Here is a 21,609-nt window from a genome sequence, read left to right as displayed (position 1 = left end):
TATTATTAATATCAACTTCTATAAAGAAAGGAAGATCAAATGTCACAAGAGAAACCAACAAATCAGTTTCTATCGTTTTTATCCGTTACAAAAAAGCCTGTAAGTTTAAATTTTTTAAATGAACTTGTTAAAGCTCATCAAGAGAAAGTAAAGTGGGAAACTCTTACTAAAATAATTGACTGGGAAAAAGGTAATGAAACAAGTAATTATTTTCCTTCCATTGAGACATACATAAACCGTATTACAACAAAAGGTCTGGGGGGTACTTGTTGGACGTGCTCGATTGGATTCCATTGGTTATTATCAAACCTTGGTTTTGACGTTCATTATTTGTATATGAATCCCGGACATTTATGCTTACGCGTTAACTTAGAGCAGCCTTACTACGTTGATGTTGGTTACTGTGCACCTTTATTTCAAGCTTATCCACTATATGAATCATTTCAAGTAAGTAATGTAAGAGAGACTTTTTCTTATGAAGTTTCAAATAATAGGATTGAAATTACTAGAGATCCAGGTCCAGCAAAAATCTTAAATACAGAGCCAATACATTTAACAAGTATGAAAGAACTCATTAAAAAGTCTAATGACTGGCATTCTTCTCCTGTATTAAAGAAAATTCAGATTTTCGGTTATATCGATGGCATTCCAACTTCTATTAATGATAATATTTTAAAACGATATTTCCAAGGTAAGAAAAGAGAACATAGCCTTACCTCTTCTGAACTTGCTTATTGGATAACAGAAAGATTTTGTATTGATAAAGAAATGTACCAAACAGCAACTAATATTTTTAATGAGAAAACTTCAAAAAAATAAACTGTTACTCAACATGTTAAGTGACAGTTTATTTTAAATATTTTATTAACGATACAATGATACAAAATAGCGATGTAAGTAAAAACAACAACCCCATATTCTTATTCTCTTTTTCCTCCTTCTTAACGTTTTGTATCCCCATACCAGCAAGCATAAATCCTAACAATAATTGCAAAATAAGCATACTTTGCTTCGAGTCATCATTCCAACTGTAAATAGAATAGCCCATTATAATAATAGCGAGTGTGAATGTGGTAATTCTAATCATAAAAACACCACCTATTTGATTCTATTGTTTTAACCTACTCACCATTCCAACAATAAACTTATACTCAGCTCTACTTTTTCTTACTTTCTTAAAGCCCTCTTTCGTATCAAAAATAAAACACGTTTTCCGAAGCCAAATGCGTACGTATAAAGACTCAAAATAAATTGGTTTTATAATTCCTCGTTCCTCAAATTCAGTTCCATCTTTATTTTCAGTTTCCGTTCGAACGAACCACCTATTTCCGATACCAATTTCAATATACTTCACACGCTAACCCCCTTCAGGAAATCTTCTTTCTAATAATTCTATTATTTCCCTGGCAAGCGCACATTCCGACAGAACGTGAGCCCACAAAGAAAAAGTAGATTACAAAAATCTACTTTTATAGCCTAAATTTTTGCATACGTTTATAAAATGTACTGCGTGGCACATCTAATAGTTTTGCAGCTAATGAAACATTTCCGTTCGTCTTTTCTAGCGCTTCAATCATACTATCACGCTGTATTTTTTCACGGAAATTTAATGTATGTTCTGTTTTATTTTCAGCTTGCAATTCAAGTTGATGTTGATTTCCCATCATTGTTTGTAATAAAAAAGAGATTTGTTTTTCGCATATTTCCCGTCCTTGCGACAAAATGTAAATACGTTCTAATACATTTAATAATTCCCGAATATTTCCGGGCCATGTATGCTGTGAAAATTGCTTACAAATACTCTTTGGAAATACGATATTCCACTTCTTTCGTTCGCAAAAATGTTGTATGAAATATGGAATATCTTCTTTTCTCTCCAATAATGATGGAACATATAGCGGATAAACATGTAAACGATAATATAAATCTTGACGGAATTTCCCTTCTTCTACTAAACGTAGTAAATCTTTATGTGTTGCAGTAATAATACGAATATTTACTGGTACTTCTTTTGAACTTCCAATTGGTGTTACTGTTCGCTCTTGTAAAACGCGCAATAGCGCTACTTGCATCTCTGGTGGTATTTCACCAATTTCATCTAAAAATATTGTTCCTCCGTCTGCTTGTTCGAATTTCCCTTTATATCCTTGGCGCCGCGCACCTGTAAACGCTCCTTCAGCATAACCGAATAATTCACTTTCCATTAATTCTTTCGGTAATGAACCGCAGTTAACAGCTATAAAAGGACCCTTTTTTCTTGAACTATTTTCATGAATCGCTCTCGCTACATATTCTTTCCCTACACCTGTTTCACCACATACATATACACTAGCGTCAGTTGGTGAAACAAGCTTAATTTCTTCTAAAGTATGTTGAAATACGCTGCTTGTCCCAATAACTCCAGGAAAAGTAATGCCGTTTATAAATGGGAAATTAGAAAATAAATTCGCCTGTTTATTTTCCTTTAAATAAATACATTTCCCAATCATTCTATCATTACTATATACTGGTACTTCTAATTTAGATTTCAATCCGTTGTGTATTAAATCTTCAAGTTTCATTCGTGACCAATTACATACTCGTTCGCGAACCCTCTTGCTCGCAGAAACGATAACATCGCGATGATTACAAATAACAACTTGTTCATCACTGTCAATTACATCTAAAAAACGATGGATTAAGTGTAGCTCATTTTGATGCACTCGAATACTACATTCACGTTCAATCGCATGTGCAATCGAAGTTACCATACCGAGCATATATGGATGCGAAAACTCAATTGGACAGGAGAAATCTAGAACACCAATTAATTTCCCATCATCATTATGAATGGGAGCGGCCGCACAACTCCAGCTATGAGATGCGACAGAATAATGCTCTGTACCACTTATCATAATAGCCTCTTCAATCTCTAACGCTGTTCCTATCGCATTTGTACCAATAGCTGCCTCCGTCCATTTCACACCTTCAATGAAATTAATATGTTTCGCTCTTTTCAACGTTTGCTGATTTCCACTTAACGATAGAACGTAACCATCTGGATCAATTAATAATGCCATCATTTGCAGTTCATCAATGGTTTTTCTCATATTTTGTATTTGAGGTATTGCTATATCAAGGAAGATTTCACTTTTTTTCTTTTGACCCTGAAAAATATTAGAAGACAAAATTTTCTGACCTTTATTCATATGAGGATTCACATTTGCTCGTTTACATCGGTGCCATGATTCTGAAATTCTTTCGTTTATACGGTTCGAATCAAGGACTCCTTCATCAACAAACTTTTTCCATGTATGTAAGTAGAACGGTGAAGCTAACATTGTATCATCTCCCTTTTAATTGTTTTGGAGATTTATAAAACATACTTTTATTATAAAACTGAATAAAAGCGTTTTCAATACAACTAGAAAGATGACACAAATATGTTAATGATTTGAATATCTTAATGCGTTTCTTTATTCTTTTTTAGTAGCACTATATTTTGTATAATGGATCCAAAGAAAATACATAACCAAAACCACTTTTGCGGATTGTTATTTATAAAGAAAACTACCATCGCTATTGCGAATAAAATAGTGGCTGCTAAACTAGTATATAATTTCGTTCTAATCCCCATTAGACTTCACTCCCTATCATTTTACAGTGCATAGTAACTCTTCATTTTTCATCTCTAGTATGTACTCTCGTAAAACATATTCTTTCCCGCCATGTTTTTCATACCAATCATGTATTCTTTTAACATGCATCTTATCACTTCTAATTTTCATTTCAATTTCTTCATAATCTTCATATCTATCATATTCCCATATTGCAAATACTTCAGTCGTGCCATCATTATTGCCTTTCATCCAGCGTCCTATTAGTCGAGAGCCATGCTTTAACTGATTAGGTAAATTAGTATTATTAAAATGAGCATTAAATACTTCAATAAATTCATTTTTTACTATATAGTACTTTCTTCTGTAAAACATTCCACTACACCTCTTTTATGAAATGTATTAATAAACCTTCCCATTACTACCGTATTATAATACTTCCCATCCGATAGCCTTTTATCATTTTTCAGTATACCTTCTACTTCAAAACCTAATTTTTTATAAAGGTGAATGGCTTTTTCGTTTGTCTCTAACACTTGTAATGATATCTTTTTCACTTCATTTTCATCAGCCCAATGAATAGATTGTTGCAATAGAATCTTACCGATTCCATATCCCCAAAACTCTCTTAAAATACAAACACCAAACTCTACTTTATGAGATAATCTCTTCAAATTTGATCCTTCACATCTTGAAAATCCTACGATTTGGTTGTGCACTTCTGCAACTAAAAAGAGATTCTTCAGTTCTTCACTATCTGTTTTTATTATTTTTTGAAACCCTACCTTATCTATAAATCCCTCTCCAGCTTCTCTATCCATATTTTCAGTTTCACCATCGATCTGAACTCTAATTTTCGCTAACTGCTCTGCATCTGTTTCAGCTGCAGAACGAATTGTATAAGTTAATCCATTTATATGAAACTCTTGTCCTTTTATAATCATTTCAAACTCCTTTTAAACGCAGTCTATTGGTGCTATCAAAATTTCTTTACCTTGTTTCTCAAATTGTTGAATCGTTTCTTTACTAGCCTCTTCATCTGTTATTATAAGGTCAATTTCTCTCAGTGACTCTCCTTTTATAAAGCAGTTTATTCCGAGTTTATTATGAGGAGCTAAACAAATGTTTCTTCTAGCAATTTTACTTACTGTTTTTCCAAAATAAGCAACTTCCGGCGTTGCAGTGCTTATACCATTCGATGAAATGCCGCCACCTGTAGAAAAATACAGATCAATTGAGAATCGACTTATCAATTCTGAGGCAAGTGTATCTGTCATATTTCCTGATGGTTTCACTTTTCCACCAATTAAGTACGTATCTACATTCTTATACTCCCGTAACTTACTAGCAATTTCTAAAGCATTCGTAATCACTGTAAATGATGTTTCAGGTAAATACTTTAACATCGCATAATGAATAGATGCCCCGCCAATAAAAACGGAATCTCCTTCTTGTATGAATGATGCAGCAACTTTCGCAATCGCTCCTTCATCTAGTGAACTATTACAATAACGTTTCGATGGTTCGGCAGCTAAATTCCTTACTCTAGCAAGTTCGATTGCACCTCCATGTGTTCTTTTTAACAAGCCATCCTTCTCCATAATAGACAAATCTCTTCTTATAGAATCAATAGACATATCGAAACTTTCCGCAAGATCTTTAGCAATTACCCTTCCATCTTTCTTAAGTAACTCTAAAATTTTCTCTCTACGCTCTTCAGTAAACATCTTCCCACCACCGTTATTGAAGATTCAGAAATTTTATCTTTATTTTCATTATATGCATGCTTTTTCAGTTTTACAATATTTTCAATTCTTATTTTTTCCGCTTTATACAGGTTTTCTCCTTCTTTCTATCCCATTACATTCAACACCAAATAAATGTACATTTGCATATTCTATTAAAATACTTCTATTTACCTCCTTGTCGTTGTAAAATTATTCCTATGTTTTACTTTTTAATACAGAAAGGGATTACTATGAAATCTATAATTAAAGTAACTTGTACAGCATTATTATTTACAGGAATAATGGCAGGATGTAGTGAAAATACTGCACCAAAACATGAAAAGAGCGCTTTTGAAAAAAATGCAATGCACTATGGGGAAATATTTAAAAACGAATACTATAGAGCAACAGTTGAAAATGCAAAATTTGAAAAAATAGACAAAGAGTGGCGTCTTACTGCTCGTGTTACAATTAATAACGCTCGTGCTGACGGACAAACAATAGATCTTACAGAAATAAAATATTTCATAAAAGATGAAAAAACTGGTGGAAAATACGAAGGTGAATTTATATAAAATGAGAACGCTGAAAAGGTTCCATCTGAGTTCTCTTTAACTACTGACATTGTATTTAATATGAAAACTTCACCAAAAGATTTAAATAATATGTATTTGTACATAGATAGTAAAGTTGCTCCATTAACAAATACATATTGGAAGCTTGATAATCTAGTATCAAAATAAAAAACAGTCTTAAATGACTGTTTTTTTGTTATCAAACTTGTAAATTTCAGCAAAAGAAACTCTCTTTATTATAAATTAATATACAAATAACTAAGTTATTTTTTCTCAAGCAATACATCTTTTGCACAAATCGTTACTTCTTCAAATGGGCAATCAAATAACACACCCAATTCAAATCCATTTTCAGTAAGTGCTATTTCATGACACATCCACCAAGCACCTTCAAATTTTTTCGGCATAGAACATTCCGTAACTCCTTTAAAAATAAGTCGAAGCTTTTCAAAATCACTAAAACTACCACTGCAATCTAAAATAATAATTAGCGTATCTTTTGATTTTTTCTCTACTGATTTGACTACACTGTCATGTAGTGAGTATTCATGTAGTTGAACGACATTCTGTGTGAGTTTTTCTTTTATAGAATTAAAATTTTCTATATAAGCTTGTTCTAAATCATTCATTCTTTTCTCATAATCTATTGTCCACTCAAGCATAAGTTTCTTTAATTTTTCCGATGGGTATTCTGAATTAATTGTATTGTCATGAATGTATGGATGTAGTGACTTAGGTAGAAACTTTAATAAATCTTCTTTCTTTTCTTCCACATCTTCTCTCAAATTTTGCTTATAATCCATTCCTACCTTTTCACTCTCTCGCAACACCTCTTCCCATTCTTCTAATGTTTCTGAGAAAATTAAAAATCCAGATACTTGCATTTCTTTATACCAATCTTTATTGAAATACTTCAATGGCTTTCCTCCTATAACATTTAAATATCCAATAAAAAAGATATATATTTATTATATCATTCCAATAACTATTTTTTCTAAAGAAAAAATGCAAAACTGTAAATATTACGCCTCTCATTTCTAAAACTTCATAACATTTACAATAATCAATAATTAAAATGCATTTTAGATTCACCTGTACAAAAATCCAAACAAAAAGGGATGGTTATATGTTGAAGAAATTAATAGCAGGGACATTAGTAGCGGGTTTTGCATTAACTGGTGGACTAGGAGTAGCGGCTTTAAAAACTTACCTTCTAGCTGGAATGACAGAATTTCTTCTGTAAGCACAGCATCACCTTCTGCAAGTTATTCAACAACACTTTGGGAGCATACTTCTACACAAGGATATGGAAAAGGTGTTGTATTTAAACACGCTGATTGGTATGGTAAAACTGCTAATTTAGCTCCTGAATGGAACGATAAAACTTCAGCTATTGACGTTAAAAAGTAATAGGGTATTTAATTTCTTCTATAAAAATTCAAACCACTATTCTCTCATCCATTTAGAGAATAGTGGTTTATTATAATCCCATTTAAGCATGCACAGCATGTCCTACCGCTTGCAATAACGCTTCGTGAATTGCTTCAGATAAAGTTGGATGCGCTGCAATATAATCTCTCATAATATCAGCGGTAACTTCCGTATGAATCATTACAGTTCCTTGTCCGATTAGTTCGGTTGCACGAGGACCGATAATAGAAATCCCAACAATTTCTTGGTACTTCGGTTCCACAATGACTTTTACTTTACCCGTCTGTTCTCCAATAATAAGCGCTTTTCCGTTTGCTGTAAAAGGAAATTCTCCGATAAGAATATCACCAAATTGCTCTCTTGCTCCTTTTTCACTTAAACCGACGCTAGCAATTTCTGGAGCTGTATAAATACAGCGAGGTACAGCATGGTAGTTTACTTTCACATCTTCTCCGCTCGCGTGTAATGCTGCTGTCGTTCCTTCATGGAAGGCAACGTGAGCAAGCTGAATTCCACCAATCACATCACCTGCTGCGTAAATATGAGATACATTTGTTTGCATATGTTCATTCACAGAAATTCCTTTATTTGAAAATTGAATGCCTGCTTTTTCTAAATCTAATTCTTGTACACGTGGTTTTCGGCCTACAGAAACGAGAACAAATTCTGGATTGGCTTCTTGGATACTTCCTTCATATTCAAATGAAGCCTGCTTCTTATAATTATTTAATCCTTTTAAAGCTGCTCCTGTAAATATTTCTACTCCATCATTTTCTAGTTTCTCTCTTAATATATTTGCAATATCTTCATCTTCACCAGGTAATAATTGCGGTGCCATTTCAACAATCGTAACTTTTGTTCCAAGCCGACTATAAATACTTGCAAACTCGCAACCTATTACACCACCGCCAACGATTAATAATGATTTCGGTATATTTTCTAGGGACATCGCATGGCTACTATTTAAAATCCACTTCCCATCAAATGGAGCAAAAGGTAATTCAGTTGGTTCTGAACCTGCCGCTATAATGAACTGTTCTCCATCTACTACATCTTCCTTATCACCGTGTGTAACTCGCACACGGTCATCCGTTTCAAATTTTGCTTTACCTTGTATAACTTTTATTTTATTTTTCTTCATTAAATATTGAATTCCTTGGACGAGCTGCGATACGATTTGTGATTTCCTCGCTTGTATTTGCTTCCAATCAATTGATATACTTCCTTTGTTAAGCGTAACTCCATAATTATTCGCTTTTCTCACAATATCATGCACTTCCGCACTTTCTAACAAAGATTTTGTAGGCATGCAACCAACATTTAAACAAGTCCCGCCAAGATCAGCTTCATCAATAAGAGTGACATCTTTTCCATTTTGAGCCGCGGTAATTGCCGCTACATAGCCAGCAGGGCCGCCACCAATAACAACTAAATTACTCATTCTCTCACCTTCTCTTTATAAAAGAATTGTTACAGGTTCTTCTAAATAACGTTTAATTGTGCGTAAAAATGCAGCTGCTGGTGCACCATCTAATACACGATGATCGAATGTTAAACTTAAAGGTAACATACTTCCTTTTCTTAATTTTTCCCCTTTATATACTGGAACATGTTCAATTGCCCCCACACCTAAAATACCAGTTTCAGGCGTATTTAATACTGGTGTGAAATATTCAATTCCAAAGCTACCTAAATTACTAATTGTAAAGGTTGTTCCTTGCATATCATCACTACTTAAACTACCTTTTCTTGCTTTTTGTGCAACGTTTTTAATTTGTTTAGATAACTCTACTAAAGATAGATTATTAGCAAAGCGAATAGCCGGAACGACTAATCCTTTTTCTATTGCGACCGCCATACCTAAATGAACATGTCCAAATTGATGGATTGCATCATCTATATAAGCGCTGTTCATTTCTTTATGCTCCCCAAGCGCTAATACAACAGCGCGAGAAACGAGATCCGTAATAGTTAGTTTGTTATCGTATCTTTCTTGTACAACTTCCGCTATTTCTTTATGTAAAGCCACTAAATCTGTAACATCTACTTTCATCGTTAATGTTAATTGCGCACTATTTTGTAAGCTTGCATGCATACGGTTTGCGATTGCTTTCCGCATACCAGTAACAGGAATTACTTTGCTTTCTTCTTGTTCTAGTACTTCTGGAATTGTCACTCTTTCTTCAAGTGCTTTTAATACATCTACCTTTGTAATTCTTCCGCCAGGACCTGTACCAATTAATTCCCTAATATTAAGATTTTCGGTTTTTGCAATTTTCTTCGCTACTGGAGATATTTTGACCCTTTGCTTCACCATTTCTTTCGCATATGGTTCTGGATGTTGTACATTTTTAGGTTCTGGATTAGGTGTTTTTTCTTCTACAACATGAATATTTTCATGAACCTCTACTTTTTCATTCGGTTTACCGATGTAGCAAATTATAGTACCAGGTGGAACTCCCTCATCTTCACTTACAGCTATATCAAGAACAGTTCCATCAGCTGGTGCTTCTATTTCAGTTTCGATTTTTTCTGAGTTAATACTAGCAATTAGTTCACCTTTTGCTACATGATCGCCCGCTTTAATATTCCAGCTCGTAATAATACCTTCTTTCATCGCCATACCTAACTTCGGCATTACAACTTCTACAGCCATGTTTCTCTCTCCCTTCTCATCGTTTCATTACACATGTAATAAAGATTGGTCTCCAATCATTTCTGAAACAGTTTCAATTACTTTCTCCGGCGTTGGTAAATATAACTTTTCAAGTGGTGGCGAGAACGGAACTGGTGTATGTGGTGCTGTAATTCGTTTAATAGGTGCATCTAACAAATCGAATCCTTTATCGGCTACAATTGCTGCAATATCTGTTGCGATACTACATCTTGGATTTGCTTCGTCAATAACAATTAGCCGATTTGTTTTTTCAACAGATGCTAAAATCGTATCCTCATCCAACGGTGATAAAGAACGTGGATCGATTACTTCTACTTCAAGTCCCTTTTTCGATAATTGCTCAGCAGCTGCAAGTGCTGTATGAACTTGTTTTCCAATTGCGATGATTGTTACATCAGAACCCTCGCGTTTAATATCTGCTTTCCCTAAAGGAATTGTATAGTACCCTTCTGGCACTTCACCTTTCATATTGTAGAGTGTTTTATCTTCAAAGAAGATTACTGGGTCATCATCTTCAATTGCCGCTAATAATAAGCCTTTTGCGTCATACGGAGTAGAAGGAACGACAACTTTTATACCTGGAATGCTCGTAAATAACGCATATAAACTTTGCGAATGTTGTGCTGCTGCGCTAAAACCAGCACCATGCATCGTACGTACTGTAACTGGCACTTTCGCTTTACCACCGAACATATAGCGGAACTTTGCACCTTGATTTAATACTTGATCAAGACAACTACCGATAAAATCATTAAACATTAATTCAGCAATCGGACGTAAACCTGTTGCCGCCGCTGCCATCGCCGCTCCCATATAACCTGCTTCTGAAATTGGTGTATCTAAAATACGATTTCGGCCAAATTCTTGTACAAGTCCTTTCGTAACACCGAGTACACCGCCCCACGCTTCATCATCTTGCAAGTGATCAACTTGTGCACCACCTGCAACATCTTCTCCGATTAAAATTACGTTTTCATCACGACGCATTGAAATTTTCATCGCTTCATTAATTGCAGTTGACATACTTACTGTTCTAGTCATTATTTTTCACCCTCCTCTTATTTGTAAGAAACGTATACATCTTTTAATAATTCTGCATCCTCTGGATATGGACTATTTTCACTAAATTCAATTGATTTTTGGACTGCTTCATCTACTGCCTTTTCCATATCAACAAGTTCATTTTCTGTTAATAAGCCTTCATGAATTAAATGCTTACGGAAATGCACAATCGCATCTTTTTCATTTAAATGCTCTTCTTTTTCTTCTGAAGTTTTATATGTTTGTGCTTCCCCTTCAAAATGACCGTAGTTACGATATGTCATACATTCAATAATTGTTGGTCCACCGCCATTACGCGCACGTTCTATCGCTTCTTCCGCGGCTTTATATACTGCAAGTAGATCTTTCCCATCCACCTGAACACCTGGAATATTGTAAGCTTTCGCTCGATCTGCAATGGAATCACAACTTGAAGCATATTCAAATGTCGTTGCTTCACCGTAACCATTATTTTCTGCGATAAAAATAACTGGTAACTTCCAAATCGCCGCTAAATTAACTCCTTCATGAAATGTCCCTTCATTATTTGCTCCGTCACCGAAGAAACAAACACTTACATCTTTCGTTCCTTTATATTTAGCTGTTAATGCTGAACCGCAAGCAAGTGGGAAACCGCCGCCTACAATTCCATTCGCACCAAGCATTCCTTTATTTAAATCGGCAATATGCATTGAGCCGCCTTTTCCTTTACATAATCCTGTCGCTTTCCCAAAAAGTTCAGCCATCATACCGTTTAAATCACAGCCTTTTGCGATACAATGTCCATGTCCTCTATGCGTACTTGTAATACTGTCACTATCTGTTAAGTGGGCACATACACCAACTGCTACCGCTTCTTCACCTGCGTATAAATGAACGAAACCTGGCAGCACGCCTTGAGCGAACAATTCATGTACCTTATCTTCAAACTTACGAATCTCTAACATTTTTTCATACATCCAACGAGCTTGTTCTTTCGAAATTTCATTCCCTTTACTTTCAGTTGTTTTTAACATGTCCAGCCCTCCTATTTTCTTGTTCATCTTTTATATTGCAAGTACTGTGCCAAATTCTAATCCTTGATTTAATAGGTTTTCTCTTTTCTTTCATAATAAAAAAGTGGACAAAATGAGACGTTTGTCTCGTTTTGTCCACTTTTGTTCACCTAATTTGAGAATTATTATCTTATTCATTATCAAAACTCTTCTGTAACTTCCGGATATAAATAATTTGACCAATATGATAAGCATTATGAGTTGTTACGTTTGCTAGCACTTCCCACCACTTCGCACTTACTAGAAATCCAATTACATCACTTTCTACCCTCTCTTCATTGATGAGCTTTTGCCATTGTAACAGTTTCTCTAGTAGTTTTTCTCTTAACTCATCGAAAGATTGATTATCTGAAAGCATAAAACTTTTGTTATTATCACCAATAGCAGGCACGGCATTAACATTCGATTCTTTGTACCTAGTTTGCCACGTTGAGTTCCAATACAGTAAATGTTGTACAATTTCAGCTATACTATTACTCTCTTCATTCGGTTTCCAGAAAGCTTCTCTCTCAGATAAATCTTTCACTGCATCTGAAAATGGAATATACCAACTAGGATCATTTGCATTCGCCAATAATTGATCTGCTAATACATCTTTCACATGGGCCATTTTTCTTCCCTCATTTCATTAACGTATTCATACTCACTTCTTTATATACGCTGAGTCCGAATAATTCCCTCTTTTAAAAATCATTAAAAAATCTCGTATAACATTAATGGGTACTTCTCTCAAAATGAATGTTAGAATAATAGATTTTCTTATCATAACTCGTTATGATAAAAGAAAAAGAAAGCTGGCAGAAAATGAATAAAAAAATCGCAATTATTACAGGATCCTCAAGTGGATTTGGGCTATTAACTACACTTGAACTTGCAAAAAAAGATTATTTAGTTATCGCTACAATGCGAAACCTTGAAAAGCAAGTAAACTTACTATCTCAAGCTGCTAAACTCAACTTACAACAAAATATAAAAGTTCAACAATTAGATGTAACAGACCAAAGTTCTATACATAGCTTCCAATTATTTTTAAAAGAAATAAACAGAGTAGACCTTCTCATTAATAATGCAGGATATGCAAATGGGGGCTTTGTAGAAGAAATTGCAGTAGAGGAATACCGTAAACAATTTGAAACGAACCTTTTTGGAGCTATATCAATCACTCAGCTTGTCTTACCATATATGAGAGAACAGAAAAGCGGAAAAATCATTAATATAAGCAGTATTAGTGGCCAAGTTGGATTCCCTGGTCTATCCCCTTACGTTTCTTCAAAATATGCATTAGAAGGATGGAGTGAATCCCTTCGTTTAGAAGTAAAACCTTTCGGAATAGATGTTGTATTAGTGGAACCAGGCTCTTATAACACCAATATATGGGAAGTTGGTAAACAACTAGCTACAAATCAATCTGAAACTACTTCTCCTTACAAAGAATATATGGATAAAATACAAAAACATATTAATAGCGGCAGTGATACATTTGGTAATCCGATAGATGTTGCTAATAAAATCGTTGAAATTGCTGACGCAAAACGTACTACATTACGATATCCGATTGGAAAAGGCGTAAAATTTATGATTTTTGCGAAGAAAGTTCTTCCTTGGAGATTGTGGGAGTTTCTTGTTTTGAGGAGTTTTAAGAAGATGTAAGTGGCTTTATTGAAAAAATATGTAAGGGGTGCTAATTAAATGCTAGGTTTACCCTATGGTAAAGTGTTTTTAGTTCCGTGGTCCGAAGAGTGGGAATTTGAGTTTTCAAAAGAAAAACAATTAATTGAGGAACAAATTGGAAAATACATTTTAGCGATACACCATATTGGAAGTACTTCCATCCCGCATTTAAGCGCAAAGCCTATTATTGATATTGCGATTGAATTAAGAGATTATACGGTCGGTTTAAACTGTATTAAAGGGTTAGAACTACTAAATTATAAATACAGAAAAGATGTACTACCTGAAAGATACTATTTTAACAAAGGCGAGCCAAGAACTCATCAAATTCATATGTATGAACAAGAGAATACATATTTAATAGAACAATTAAGTTTCCGAGATTACTTAAGAAATAATACAACTGCTCGCATGCAGTATGAGCAGTTAAAGATTCGACTTTCACAAGCAAACCCTAACAATAAACATAAGTATGCGGAGGACAAAGCTAGTTTTATTAAATGTATATTAGATAAAACTAGCGTCTGAAAATATTTTCATTTCCAAAACAAAAAGCAACCATTTATCACCTAACAGATACATGGTTGCTTTTCACTCCATCCCCTTGTTTTCTTCTTTTACGTTAAAAACGGCTGGAAGTAAAGTAACAATGCAATCATAATAATAAATGCAACTAAGCCGATTATCGAAAGAATGCATTCTTTCGATTCCCTATTATATTTCCACTCCATCCATGCCCGTAACGTCCATAAAGTTCCGAAAAAAATGAACATAACATATCCTACATTTTCGCTATTTACATAAGTAAAACAAGTTATGAAATAAATAATAAATAATACTATTTCCAATTTCATATGCAAACTATTCACATACTTATAACCGAAGAACCCCCTCTTCTTCATATTCAATTTTTTTCTTAGAAACTGTTCTAAAAAGTAACCACCTATACCTAGTACAATAATAATAATAAAATAGCAGAGGTTCCCATTTCGCTCCCTCCTATTACCTAATTTATTTTTAGAAATAAAGTTGATTTTATTATGATTACTTTCTACTAAACAATTTAAAATTCCACCAAATTATTAGTGTGCTTTCAATAATTATTTTGTCATGCAGCAGGTGGAACAAAGTAAAACATCATCGAAATCATAAGGATAAACGAAGTTAATCCGAATAACGAAATAATATACTCTTTCGATTTTTTATCATACTTCCATTCCATCCATGCTCTTAAAATCCAGGAAACCCCTAAATAAGTAAAAATGACATACGCAATATTAGCGCTTTCGAATTTGAATATATAAATAAAACTATATAAGTTGAATTAAAAGATTACAATCGAATGCATAATCGATCGATCACTTTTTCAGGTGTGCGATTTAATTCCTGAATAAAAGCCTGTACATTTTTTTGAATTTCATAAATCGATGAATAAAAAACATTATGAATGATGTCTGATTTGAGCCATTTCCATACCCCTTCAATTAAATTTAAATCGGGACTGTAGGGAGGTAAAAACACTAATTCTAAGCGATGACAGTGTTTCCTTAAAAGTGGTTGGATGAGCTTCGCATGATGAATACGCGCATTATCTAGAATAAGAGCTATTTTCCCGTTGGGATACAGTTCAAGTACATGCTGAAGAAAACGAAGAAATGCTTCGGCATCATACCGCTCCTCTTCTACACAAACTAACTCACCTGTTTCATAATTAAGTGTACCAATAAGTTTAACACCTTGGTGTTTCCCATAAGTAGGAATACTGCGTTGTTTTCCTTTTAAAAACCATGTATGCTGCAGTGCTTGGTAATCGCGGATCATGGACTCATCTTGAAACAGAAGATGGTCAATCTCCTCGTTTAAAAGTTTTTTTTTTATAGGCGGGGAAGGTAACTTCCCTAAACTCTTGTTGTTTCACCGGGTCTGCTTTCGCTAATGTATACGTCGGTTTTGTGTAACTAAGCCCTAAATCATGTAAAAGTCGAGACACCCCGCGAAGTGTGTAACTTACGTTCCATTCTCTTTTAATGAAAGAAGCGATAATGGATAAAGTCCAATTATGTTTAGCTGGAAATCCAACATCAACGGGTAGATGAGATGCAATCACTTGAACTAACTCCTGTTCTTGTTCAGGGGCTAATTTACGTGGTGCTCCTGTTGATTGTCCCATGAGTAAGCCATGCAATCCTTTTTCTTTGTAAGCATTCACATAATTATAGATTGTTTTTTCAGAACGACCAATCATGTTCATTATTTCTTTTATAGAAAAGCCTTGTACATAGAAATAGATCGTTTGATAACGTTCATACATTCGTTTCGTTTTAGTCGTTTTCATTGCTACAAGTAGGCTTTCTTTTTCGTTTTGGTGTACATGTGTCATTTTGCTCCGCTCCATTTGTCAATATATGTTACTTATTATATTTCGACAAACAGTAGCTGTAACCTTTTAATTCAACTTATATAGTTATTAAATAAACAAAAATTAGTCCTATTTCTAATTTTTTATGTAAGCTATTTACATGTTTATTATATCCCCATAAGCCTTTCTTTGGCATATTCAACTTTCTTCTTAAAAATTGTTCTAAAAAGTAGCCCACTATACAAAAAACAAAGATTATAATCCAAAACGTATAGGTTCTCATTTCCATTCCTCCTATTAACTCATTGAATTATTTAAAATAAAGTGGATGATATTACAGTTATTCTCTTCTAAATAATTTAAGATTCCTATAGGGTATATTGGCTTCTCCTTTAATTCGTCTAGACTTTTCCAAATTAATATAATATCTTCATGTTCTTTATGCCTTATTTCATTTGTAATTATCTCTTCAACCGTTCCCCAATGTATTAATGTACAATGATGTCCTTTTTCGTTGTTCCACTCAAAAATATGCTCATTTACAACAGCTAACTCTTGAACATCGATCTTCAAATCGTATTCTTCCATTAATTCTCGCATTATTGCTTCTTTTGCTATTTCACCAAATTCAATAGAACCGCCTGGAAAACGATAAAATGTTTTACTTAAATCACATTGTACAAGTACTTTAGAATGATCTTCATTTAAAATCATTACTTCAGCACGTAATTTAGGTATTTTCATTTTGTCTCCCCATTCATTCCACATAGGATTAAATCCAATAACTATAAAAGAAAAGATTAATCATAATTCCTGTTATTATTAATAATGGAACTGTTCCTAAAGAAATGACATATTCCCTCGATTCTTTATCATATTTCCACTCCATATATGATTGAAAGCAGTATAAAGTTATTAAAAATAATAGGGGTAAATTACTAATATAAACGGGATTTAAAGTGGCACATATCATCGTTACAATTATATAAGAAATGATAAGAGCCCTAGTACCCCATTTATGAGCGTTGTTTACATATTTACTATTCCAGTCAGTTTGTTTCGGTATATTTAATTTTTTTCTCACTACTTTTTCCAAAAAAACTAAGAATACGATCCATAATACTAATAAAACCCCTTTAACTAAAAGCAGCGATGTCTCCTCCTTTACCTTTTCACCGGCTGATCACTTGGGTACGTAGCATGCATTTTGTTTTCAACGTCCCAACTAATAATTGTAGCACTATCTCGTCCGAATTGATGATGAACGTGCTCTAATACATGCTGAACACTTTCGTCAAGTTCTATATTATTTCTATTCATGTCATTATATAGATTTAATGGCGTTTCATAACGACGTTCGCCGCATTCTAATACTCCATCTGTAACCATTACAATTCGATTTTTTCCAGTACGTAATTCACGAATTCCTGTTGAATAGCACGGAATAGGTAAATCAAATGTATTTACATTACCAATCCATTCATAAAATTGACGTTGGTTTAATGTATATTGTCCTAATTTATGTAATTCTTCATGAAATACATAAACTAAACAATCGCCAATAGATAGCCACCATATATAATTTTCTTTTCTTATACATATTAAGCAAGCTGTTTCACCTTTTACTCTTTTGCACTTTTCTTTAAATGATTGTGATTGAAAAATTGTAAGTATATGATTTTCAACAGATCGAAATACTGTTTTAATTGATTCTTTCATAATCGCTTTTATATTTTCATATTCTTTTTGGATTGTATTTACTACTAAATCAACACTTTCTGCACTATTATGTCCGTCTAATATAACGGCGAATTCCCAATCACCATTCGACCAAACTAATGCACCGTCTTCATTCTTTTTTGCTCTGGCACTTATATTTCCGCCGTATTTACCAAGTACGATATCACCATATTGCTTTACCGAAACTTCATCTAAACACATCTCTCTACTTCCAACCCATGAATATTGTGTATTATTTGTTATATGCATACTCATTTACCATATACTTTCGTATTCTTTCACATAGTTTTTGTATTTGCTCTGAACCTCCATGCGGTGCACCTGTCCATCCCGCTACTTCAGTTGGTGACCAAAACTCTTTCGGTGTATTCGGATAACGCGGTATGATGTGCATATGCATATGGGGTACACCATTCCCTGAAACGAAAGTGTAAATATGTTCTGCACCTTCGCTTTCTTTTAACGCTTTACTTATTCTACTTGTTATAAGTCCGAATGCTTTTGCCTCATTTTCAGCTAATTCAGCGAGACCAGGTACATGTCTTTTTATATCAATCATTACGTAACCAAGATATGTTTCTTCTGTATCCCAATGGACATGTCCAACGTATACGAGATCGTCTTCATATATAGCACCACCTGGAACTGTAATGTTTCCTTTATGTTTTTCGCAAATAAAGCAGTTTTGTTCTACTTGATTGTTTATTGACATATCCATCACCATCCTTTCCATTTATAATATCATATAAAAAGGAAAAATAGGGTTTATATTCCGAAAATTCAATCTCTTGAATCGTCATCTTTTCTATAAATTTATATTCTACGATTTAAACAAATTTCATATTAAAAGTTTGCAACACATTATTTCTTCAAAACTGTAATCCCAATTCCAACTGCAATCCCAATCGCTATTCCGATTGCTATATGATCAGTAAATACACCAGGAATTACACCGATTACAACACCTATAGCGACACCAATTGTCATAGCATCATTTCTTTTTTTATTTTTAGACAAAATTGCATCTCCTCCCATCATTTCTCCCTGTTCAATATCCATTTACACAAACGTAATGATATTCTAATATATTCATTGTTCACTTGAATATTCCCCCAAAATATACTTTAAAATATATTTTTCCATTTTCTGTACATACTCCTCTTATTATGAAAAAATTTTCGAGTAACCATTAAATATACATAGGCATTTACTATAAGAAAGATTCGTAATTCATTGAAGGAGGAACGATTCAAATGCATCCTCATTGGAATCCAAACTTAAATCAACAATATGTTTACTCACCTCATACTGCAAGGAATACACTGCATTATGATTCGCAATACATGATGCAGCGCATCGCAAGCCTTGAAAGCCAATTGGCTAAATTAATCTCCTTAATCGAGGAAAATAATCATTTAATTAAATCAATGGAACAACAGCAAAACCAAGTTTGTGCACCAGCTGGAGGTTCTGTTATTGTTCGTATGTAATTCGAATGCAAAAAAACACACTTTGTTGTATAAAGTGTGTTTTTTTGCATTATTTTCTTTTTGTATGAAACCCTTGTGTAATGCGGTCTAATATAATCGCAATCACGACGATAGCTAGTCCAGCTTCAAATCCCATTCCGATATTTACTTGTGTAACAGAGCGATATACATCGACGCCAAGTCCTGGCGCTCCTACAAGTGAAGCTGTTACAACCATTGATAGCGAAAGCATAATACTTTGGTTCACTCCAGCCATGATCGTTCCAGTTGCAAGTGGTAATTGTACTTTAAATAGTTTTTGTGATGCTGTGGATCCAAATGCATTCGCTGCTTCAATTAAATCTTCTGGAACTTGTCTAATTCCTAAGTCTGTAAAGCGAATTGTCGGTGGCATTGCAAAAATAACGGAAGCAATAATACCAGGAACAACGCCTACACCAAAAAACGTAATGGCTGGTATTAAATAAACGAAGGCTGGCATTGTTTGCATAAAATCTAATGTCGGTTTTAGAAATTTTGAGAAACGTTCATTTTGAGATGCTAAAATGCCAATTGGAATTCCGACAATAATTGAAATAATAACAGACGTAAGTACGAGTGCTAATGTTTGCATCGTTTGTGCCCAGTAGTTAATATTTAAAATAAATAATAATCCGATGAGCGTAAAAATGACTAAAGATAATTTCCTCGTTGTGTACCAAATGAGGAAACATAGGATAATAATCATCAATATGGCTGGTATTATTGTTAAAAAATTAGTGAGTAAATCAACGAATCCGCCGATAATATATGAGAACCCTCGAAACAGCCCTTCAAAGTGCTCATATAAACTTGCAACAAATGAATCAACCCATTCGCCTAATGGAATGCGCGGAATATTATTCATCGTCCTTCACCTCTTCCTCAATGTTTCCTGCAAGAGCTTGAATGACACTTTCACGTTTAATAATTCCTCTTAACCTTTTCTTCTCATCGATTACTGGTAACGGATATTTCATCTCCGCCATTTTTGCATACGTTTCCTCAAGTAAAGTATCTAAATAAACGTGCGGAATATCATTAAGTAATAAGTCAGCAATTGGCCACTGCTTTTGTACCGCCTTGCTCGCATCGTCTGCTGTTAATATACCTAAGAACTCATACTTTTTGTTTACAACATATACTGTAGAAACACCCGCATTCCTCATAATTTGAAGGGCTACACGCGGTCCACGGTCAATTAATAAAGTCTCCGGTCGTTTTAATATAGATTCCGCCGTAATTACTTTTCCTAAATTCACGTCCGCAACGAACTTCTCTACAAATTCATTGGCAGGGCTCATCATAATTTCTTCCGGCGTTCCAATTTGAACGATTTCTCCATCTTTCATTAATGCGATACGATCGCCAATTCGAAGTGCTTCATCTAAATCATGCGTAATAAATATAATTGTTTTTTCCATTTTATCTTGTAACTCTAACAGTTCATCTTGCATTTCTTTTCGAATTAGTGGATCTAATGCACTAAATGACTCGTCCATTAGTAATACATCTGGATTATTCGTTAGTGCCCTTGCGATTCCAACACGCTGCTGCATACCACCACTAAGTTGACTAGGGTAATTATCTTTATGATGATCAAGTCCTACTAACTGTAGTGATTCTAACGCCTTATTTTCTCGTTCCTCTACTGGAACTCCTTGAATTTCTAACCCGTACGCAACGTTTTGTATCACTGTACGGTGCGGAAATAAAGCGAACTTTTGAAACACCATGCTCATCTTCGTTCTTCTCACTCTTCGTAATTCTTCTTTTCCCATCGTTGCAATGTCTTCACCATCTATGTATATATGCCCCGCTGTCGGTTTGATTAATTGATTTAGCATTCGAACTAGCGTTGATTTCCCGCTACCGGATAAACCCATAATAACGAAAATTTCTCCGGTGTATACTTCAAACGTTGCTTTTTTCACACCAACGTTCATTCCTGTCTCTTTTAAAATTTCTGATTTGCTTTTTCCTTCTTTTAATAAGGTAAGCGCTCTTTGCGGGTGTTTCCCAAATACTTTTGTTACGTTTTCAACACGCACCTTTGTATTATCCATGTCACTACTCCTTTTCTACCCATGTATTTACATAGTGTTGCGATTTTGCAAAGAAATATTACATAAAAATGACATTCATAAGCTTTCTTTAAAATTCTCATTTCCGTTCATAATAAGAATGCTTACTTATACATTTATTTAAAAAGGCAAACGTTACTTAGGA

25 protein-coding genes and 5 pseudogenes are annotated in these 21,609 nt (G+C 34.1%); 6 read left to right on the top strand and 24 right to left on the bottom strand.

All coding sequences use genetic code 11. The features are described 5' to 3' along the window. Positions 1 to 39 precede the first annotated feature (39 nt). Positions 40 to 819, top strand: a complete 780-nt coding sequence (locus tag ACP6L7_RS08625) for an arylamine N-acetyltransferase (protein ID WP_097829360.1) — start codon at positions 40 to 42, stop codon at positions 817 to 819. Positions 820 to 847: 28 nt separating this feature from the next. On the opposite strand, the gene ACP6L7_RS08620 is transcribed toward ACP6L7_RS08625, so the two are convergent. The 7 genes from ACP6L7_RS08620 to ACP6L7_RS08590 all read right to left on the bottom strand — a co-directional run bounded on the left by ACP6L7_RS08620 (position 848) and on the right by ACP6L7_RS08590 (position 5,323). Further along, positions 848 to 1,087 (bottom strand): DUF3953 domain-containing protein, encoded by a 240-nt coding sequence (locus tag ACP6L7_RS08620; RefSeq protein WP_097829361.1) that lies wholly within the window; start codon positions 1,085 to 1,087, stop codon positions 848 to 850. A gap of 21 nt (positions 1,088 to 1,108) precedes the next feature. Further along, the gene (locus ACP6L7_RS08615; protein WP_097829362.1) at positions 1,109 to 1,354 is read right to left on the bottom strand and encodes a DUF3977 family protein; all 246 of its coding nucleotides are present in this window, start codon (positions 1,352 to 1,354) and stop codon (positions 1,109 to 1,111) included. A 115-nt stretch (positions 1,355 to 1,469) separates the two neighbouring features. Further along, entirely contained in the window at positions 1,470 to 3,320 is a 1,851-nt protein-coding gene (locus ACP6L7_RS08610) for a sigma-54-dependent Fis family transcriptional regulator (protein WP_097829363.1), read from the bottom strand. Positions 3,321 to 3,442: 122 nt separating this feature from the next. Further along, on the bottom strand, positions 3,443 to 3,616 hold the full coding sequence (locus ACP6L7_RS08605) for a hypothetical protein (protein WP_170961014.1): 174 nt from the start codon (positions 3,614 to 3,616) through the stop codon (positions 3,443 to 3,445). A 16-nt stretch (positions 3,617 to 3,632) separates the two neighbouring features. Next, complete coding sequence (locus ACP6L7_RS08600; protein WP_097829364.1) at positions 3,633 to 3,971, bottom strand: NIPSNAP family protein; 339 nt, start codon at positions 3,969 to 3,971, stop codon at positions 3,633 to 3,635. Next, positions 3,944 to 4,540: a GNAT family N-acetyltransferase gene (locus ACP6L7_RS08595; RefSeq protein WP_097829365.1), complete on the bottom strand. Its 597-nt coding sequence runs from the start codon at positions 4,538 to 4,540 to the stop codon at positions 3,944 to 3,946. The genes ACP6L7_RS08600 and ACP6L7_RS08595 overlap by 28 nt, the downstream gene beginning before the upstream one ends. Positions 4,541 to 4,552: 12 nt before the next feature. Next, positions 4,553 to 5,323, bottom strand: coding sequence for a DeoR/GlpR family DNA-binding transcription regulator (locus ACP6L7_RS08590; RefSeq protein WP_097829366.1), 771 nt, complete (start codon positions 5,321 to 5,323; stop codon positions 4,553 to 4,555). Positions 5,324 to 5,574: 251 nt separating this feature from the next. Between ACP6L7_RS08590 and ACP6L7_RS08585 the strand changes: the two are divergent. Beyond that, positions 5,575 to 6,066: pseudogene (locus tag ACP6L7_RS08585) on the top strand (hypothetical protein). Between the two features lie 95 nt (positions 6,067 to 6,161). On the opposite strand, the gene ACP6L7_RS08580 reads toward ACP6L7_RS08585, so the two are convergent. Further along, positions 6,162 to 6,815, bottom strand: a complete 654-nt coding sequence (locus tag ACP6L7_RS08580) for a DUF4085 family protein (RefSeq protein WP_097829368.1) — start codon at positions 6,813 to 6,815, stop codon at positions 6,162 to 6,164. Positions 6,816 to 7,086: 271 nt separating this feature from the next. On the opposite strand from ACP6L7_RS08580, the pseudogene ACP6L7_RS08575 reads away from it, so the two are divergent. Then, positions 7,087 to 7,308 (top strand): annotated as a pseudogene (locus tag ACP6L7_RS08575) (hypothetical protein); the annotation flags it as partial. An 82-nt stretch (positions 7,309 to 7,390) separates the two neighbouring features. On the opposite strand, the gene lpdA reads toward ACP6L7_RS08575, so the two are convergent. The 5 genes from lpdA to ACP6L7_RS08550 form a co-directional block, all read right to left on the bottom strand. After that, positions 7,391 to 8,770 (bottom strand): dihydrolipoyl dehydrogenase, encoded by a 1,380-nt coding sequence (lpdA, locus tag ACP6L7_RS08570; RefSeq protein ID WP_097829369.1) that lies wholly within the window; start codon positions 8,768 to 8,770, stop codon positions 7,391 to 7,393. A gap of 15 nt (positions 8,771 to 8,785) precedes the next feature. Beyond that, positions 8,786 to 9,985, bottom strand: coding sequence for a dihydrolipoamide acetyltransferase family protein (locus ACP6L7_RS08565; RefSeq protein ID WP_097829370.1), 1,200 nt, complete (start codon positions 9,983 to 9,985; stop codon positions 8,786 to 8,788). Between the two features lie 27 nt (positions 9,986 to 10,012). Next, positions 10,013 to 11,047, bottom strand: coding sequence for an acetoin:2,6-dichlorophenolindophenol oxidoreductase subunit beta (gene acoB / locus ACP6L7_RS08560; protein ID WP_097829371.1), 1,035 nt, complete (start codon positions 11,045 to 11,047; stop codon positions 10,013 to 10,015). A 17-nt stretch (positions 11,048 to 11,064) separates the two neighbouring features. Then, positions 11,065 to 12,063: an acetoin:2,6-dichlorophenolindophenol oxidoreductase subunit alpha gene (gene acoA, locus ACP6L7_RS08555; protein ID WP_097829372.1), complete on the bottom strand. Its 999-nt coding sequence runs from the start codon at positions 12,061 to 12,063 to the stop codon at positions 11,065 to 11,067. A gap of 169 nt (positions 12,064 to 12,232) precedes the next feature. Beyond that, on the bottom strand, positions 12,233 to 12,712 hold the full coding sequence (locus tag ACP6L7_RS08550) for a DinB family protein (protein ID WP_097829373.1): 480 nt from the start codon (positions 12,710 to 12,712) through the stop codon (positions 12,233 to 12,235). 194 nt (positions 12,713 to 12,906) lie between these two features. Between ACP6L7_RS08550 and ACP6L7_RS08545 the strand changes: the two genes are divergently transcribed. Next, complete coding sequence (locus ACP6L7_RS08545) at positions 12,907 to 13,752, top strand: oxidoreductase (RefSeq protein WP_218011733.1); 846 nt, start codon at positions 12,907 to 12,909, stop codon at positions 13,750 to 13,752. A gap of 39 nt (positions 13,753 to 13,791) precedes the next feature. Next, entirely contained in the window at positions 13,792 to 14,301 is a 510-nt protein-coding gene (locus ACP6L7_RS08540; protein WP_097829375.1) for a GrpB family protein, read from the top strand. An 89-nt stretch (positions 14,302 to 14,390) separates the two neighbouring features. On the opposite strand, the gene ACP6L7_RS08535 is transcribed toward ACP6L7_RS08540, so the two are convergent. The 9 genes and pseudogenes from ACP6L7_RS08535 to ACP6L7_RS08495 all read right to left on the bottom strand — a co-directional run bounded on the left by ACP6L7_RS08535 (position 14,391) and on the right by ACP6L7_RS08495 (position 18,907). Next, positions 14,391 to 14,741, bottom strand: coding sequence for a DUF4181 domain-containing protein (locus ACP6L7_RS08535; protein WP_141533390.1), 351 nt, complete (start codon positions 14,739 to 14,741; stop codon positions 14,391 to 14,393). A gap of 140 nt (positions 14,742 to 14,881) precedes the next feature. Then, positions 14,882 to 15,085 (bottom strand): annotated as a pseudogene (locus ACP6L7_RS08530) (DUF4181 domain-containing protein); the annotation flags it as partial. 20 nt (positions 15,086 to 15,105) lie between these two features. Then, positions 15,106 to 16,153, bottom strand: a pseudogene (locus ACP6L7_RS08525) (IS630 family transposase). An 85-nt stretch (positions 16,154 to 16,238) separates the two neighbouring features. After that, positions 16,239 to 16,415: pseudogene (locus ACP6L7_RS08520) on the bottom strand (DUF4181 domain-containing protein); the annotation flags it as partial. A 14-nt stretch (positions 16,416 to 16,429) separates the two neighbouring features. Continuing rightward, a complete protein-coding gene (locus ACP6L7_RS08515; protein ID WP_097829378.1) occupies positions 16,430 to 16,876 on the bottom strand; it encodes an NUDIX domain-containing protein in 447 nt (148 codons plus the stop codon). A gap of 28 nt (positions 16,877 to 16,904) precedes the next feature. Further along, positions 16,905 to 17,228: a DUF4181 domain-containing protein gene (locus tag ACP6L7_RS08510; RefSeq protein ID WP_097829379.1), complete on the bottom strand. Its 324-nt coding sequence runs from the start codon at positions 17,226 to 17,228 to the stop codon at positions 16,905 to 16,907. Positions 17,229 to 17,296: 68 nt separating this feature from the next. After that, a complete protein-coding gene (locus ACP6L7_RS08505) occupies positions 17,297 to 18,121 on the bottom strand; it encodes a PP2C family serine/threonine-protein phosphatase (RefSeq protein ID WP_097829380.1) in 825 nt (274 codons plus the stop codon). Next, complete coding sequence (locus ACP6L7_RS08500) at positions 18,105 to 18,596, bottom strand: HIT family protein (RefSeq protein ID WP_141533400.1); 492 nt, start codon at positions 18,594 to 18,596, stop codon at positions 18,105 to 18,107. Before ACP6L7_RS08500 ends, ACP6L7_RS08505 begins: the two co-directional genes overlap by 17 nt. 137 nt (positions 18,597 to 18,733) lie before the next feature. Then, positions 18,734 to 18,907: a glycine zipper domain-containing protein gene (locus ACP6L7_RS08495; RefSeq protein ID WP_097829382.1), complete on the bottom strand. Its 174-nt coding sequence runs from the start codon at positions 18,905 to 18,907 to the stop codon at positions 18,734 to 18,736. A gap of 218 nt (positions 18,908 to 19,125) precedes the next feature. On the opposite strand from ACP6L7_RS08495, the gene ACP6L7_RS08490 reads away from it, so the two are divergent. After that, the gene (locus tag ACP6L7_RS08490; RefSeq protein ID WP_128280232.1) at positions 19,126 to 19,362 is read left to right on the top strand and encodes a hypothetical protein; all 237 of its coding nucleotides are present in this window, start codon (positions 19,126 to 19,128) and stop codon (positions 19,360 to 19,362) included. Between the two features lie 49 nt (positions 19,363 to 19,411). Here ACP6L7_RS08490 and ACP6L7_RS08485 read toward each other — a convergent pair whose 3' ends face one another. Both ACP6L7_RS08485 and ACP6L7_RS08480 read right to left on the bottom strand, forming a co-directional pair. After that, positions 19,412 to 20,248 (bottom strand): ABC transporter permease, encoded by an 837-nt coding sequence (locus ACP6L7_RS08485; RefSeq protein ID WP_097829383.1) that lies wholly within the window; start codon positions 20,246 to 20,248, stop codon positions 19,412 to 19,414. Beyond that, complete coding sequence (locus ACP6L7_RS08480; RefSeq protein WP_000370622.1) at positions 20,241 to 21,446, bottom strand: quaternary amine ABC transporter ATP-binding protein; 1,206 nt, start codon at positions 21,444 to 21,446, stop codon at positions 20,241 to 20,243. The genes ACP6L7_RS08485 and ACP6L7_RS08480 overlap by 8 nt, the downstream gene beginning before the upstream one ends. Between the last annotated feature and the right edge of the window lie 163 nt (positions 21,447 to 21,609).

Source organism: Bacillus silvicola (genome assembly GCF_050524305.1).
GTDB classification, from domain to species: Bacteria; Bacillota; Bacilli; order Bacillales; family Bacillaceae_G; genus Bacillus_A; species Bacillus_A cereus_AT.
The sequence above is the reverse complement of the archived record's forward strand: the minus strand, read 5'-3'. Positions and strand labels throughout refer to the sequence as shown.

Coding starts and splice junctions, on each gene's coding strand:
- ACP6L7_RS08625 (WP_097829360.1), top strand. CDS start 40: ATGTCACAAGAGAAACCAACAAATCAGTTTCTATCGTTTTTATCCGTT.
- ACP6L7_RS08620 (WP_097829361.1), bottom strand. CDS start 1,087: ATGATTAGAATTACCACATTCACACTCGCTATTATTATAATGGGCTAT.
- ACP6L7_RS08610 (WP_097829363.1), bottom strand. CDS start 3,320: ATGTTAGCTTCACCGTTCTACTTACATACATGGAAAAAGTTTGTTGAT.
- ACP6L7_RS08605 (WP_170961014.1), bottom strand. CDS start 3,616: ATGGGGATTAGAACGAAATTATATACTAGTTTAGCAGCCACTATTTTA.
- ACP6L7_RS08600 (WP_097829364.1), bottom strand. CDS start 3,971: ATGTTTTACAGAAGAAAGTACTATATAGTAAAAAATGAATTTATTGAA.
- ACP6L7_RS08595 (WP_097829365.1), bottom strand. CDS start 4,540: ATGATTATAAAAGGACAAGAGTTTCATATAAATGGATTAACTTATACA.
- ACP6L7_RS08590 (WP_097829366.1), bottom strand. CDS start 5,323: ATGTTTACTGAAGAGCGTAGAGAGAAAATTTTAGAGTTACTTAAGAAA.
- lpdA (WP_097829369.1), bottom strand. CDS start 8,770: ATGAGTAATTTAGTTGTTATTGGTGGCGGCCCTGCTGGCTATGTAGCG.
- ACP6L7_RS08565 (WP_097829370.1), bottom strand. CDS start 9,985: ATGGCTGTAGAAGTTGTAATGCCGAAGTTAGGTATGGCGATGAAAGAA.
- acoB (WP_097829371.1), bottom strand. CDS start 11,047: ATGACTAGAACAGTAAGTATGTCAACTGCAATTAATGAAGCGATGAAA.
- acoA (WP_097829372.1), bottom strand. CDS start 12,063: ATGTTAAAAACAACTGAAAGTAAAGGGAATGAAATTTCGAAAGAACAA.
- ACP6L7_RS08550 (WP_097829373.1), bottom strand. CDS start 12,712: ATGGCCCATGTGAAAGATGTATTAGCAGATCAATTATTGGCGAATGCA.
- ACP6L7_RS08545 (WP_218011733.1), top strand. CDS start 12,907: ATGAATAAAAAAATCGCAATTATTACAGGATCCTCAAGTGGATTTGGG.
- ACP6L7_RS08540 (WP_097829375.1), top strand. CDS start 13,792: ATGCTAGGTTTACCCTATGGTAAAGTGTTTTTAGTTCCGTGGTCCGAA.
- ACP6L7_RS08515 (WP_097829378.1), bottom strand. CDS start 16,876: ATGAAAATACCTAAATTACGTGCTGAAGTAATGATTTTAAATGAAGAT.
- ACP6L7_RS08505 (WP_097829380.1), bottom strand. CDS start 18,121: ATGCATATAACAAATAATACACAATATTCATGGGTTGGAAGTAGAGAG.
- ACP6L7_RS08500 (WP_141533400.1), bottom strand. CDS start 18,596: ATGGTGATGGATATGTCAATAAACAATCAAGTAGAACAAAACTGCTTT.
- ACP6L7_RS08495 (WP_097829382.1), bottom strand. CDS start 18,907: ATGGGAGGAGATGCAATTTTGTCTAAAAATAAAAAAAGAAATGATGCT.
- ACP6L7_RS08490 (WP_128280232.1), top strand. CDS start 19,126: ATGCATCCTCATTGGAATCCAAACTTAAATCAACAATATGTTTACTCA.
- ACP6L7_RS08485 (WP_097829383.1), bottom strand. CDS start 20,248: ATGAATAATATTCCGCGCATTCCATTAGGCGAATGGGTTGATTCATTT.
- ACP6L7_RS08480 (WP_000370622.1), bottom strand. CDS start 21,446: ATGGATAATACAAAGGTGCGTGTTGAAAACGTAACAAAAGTATTTGGG.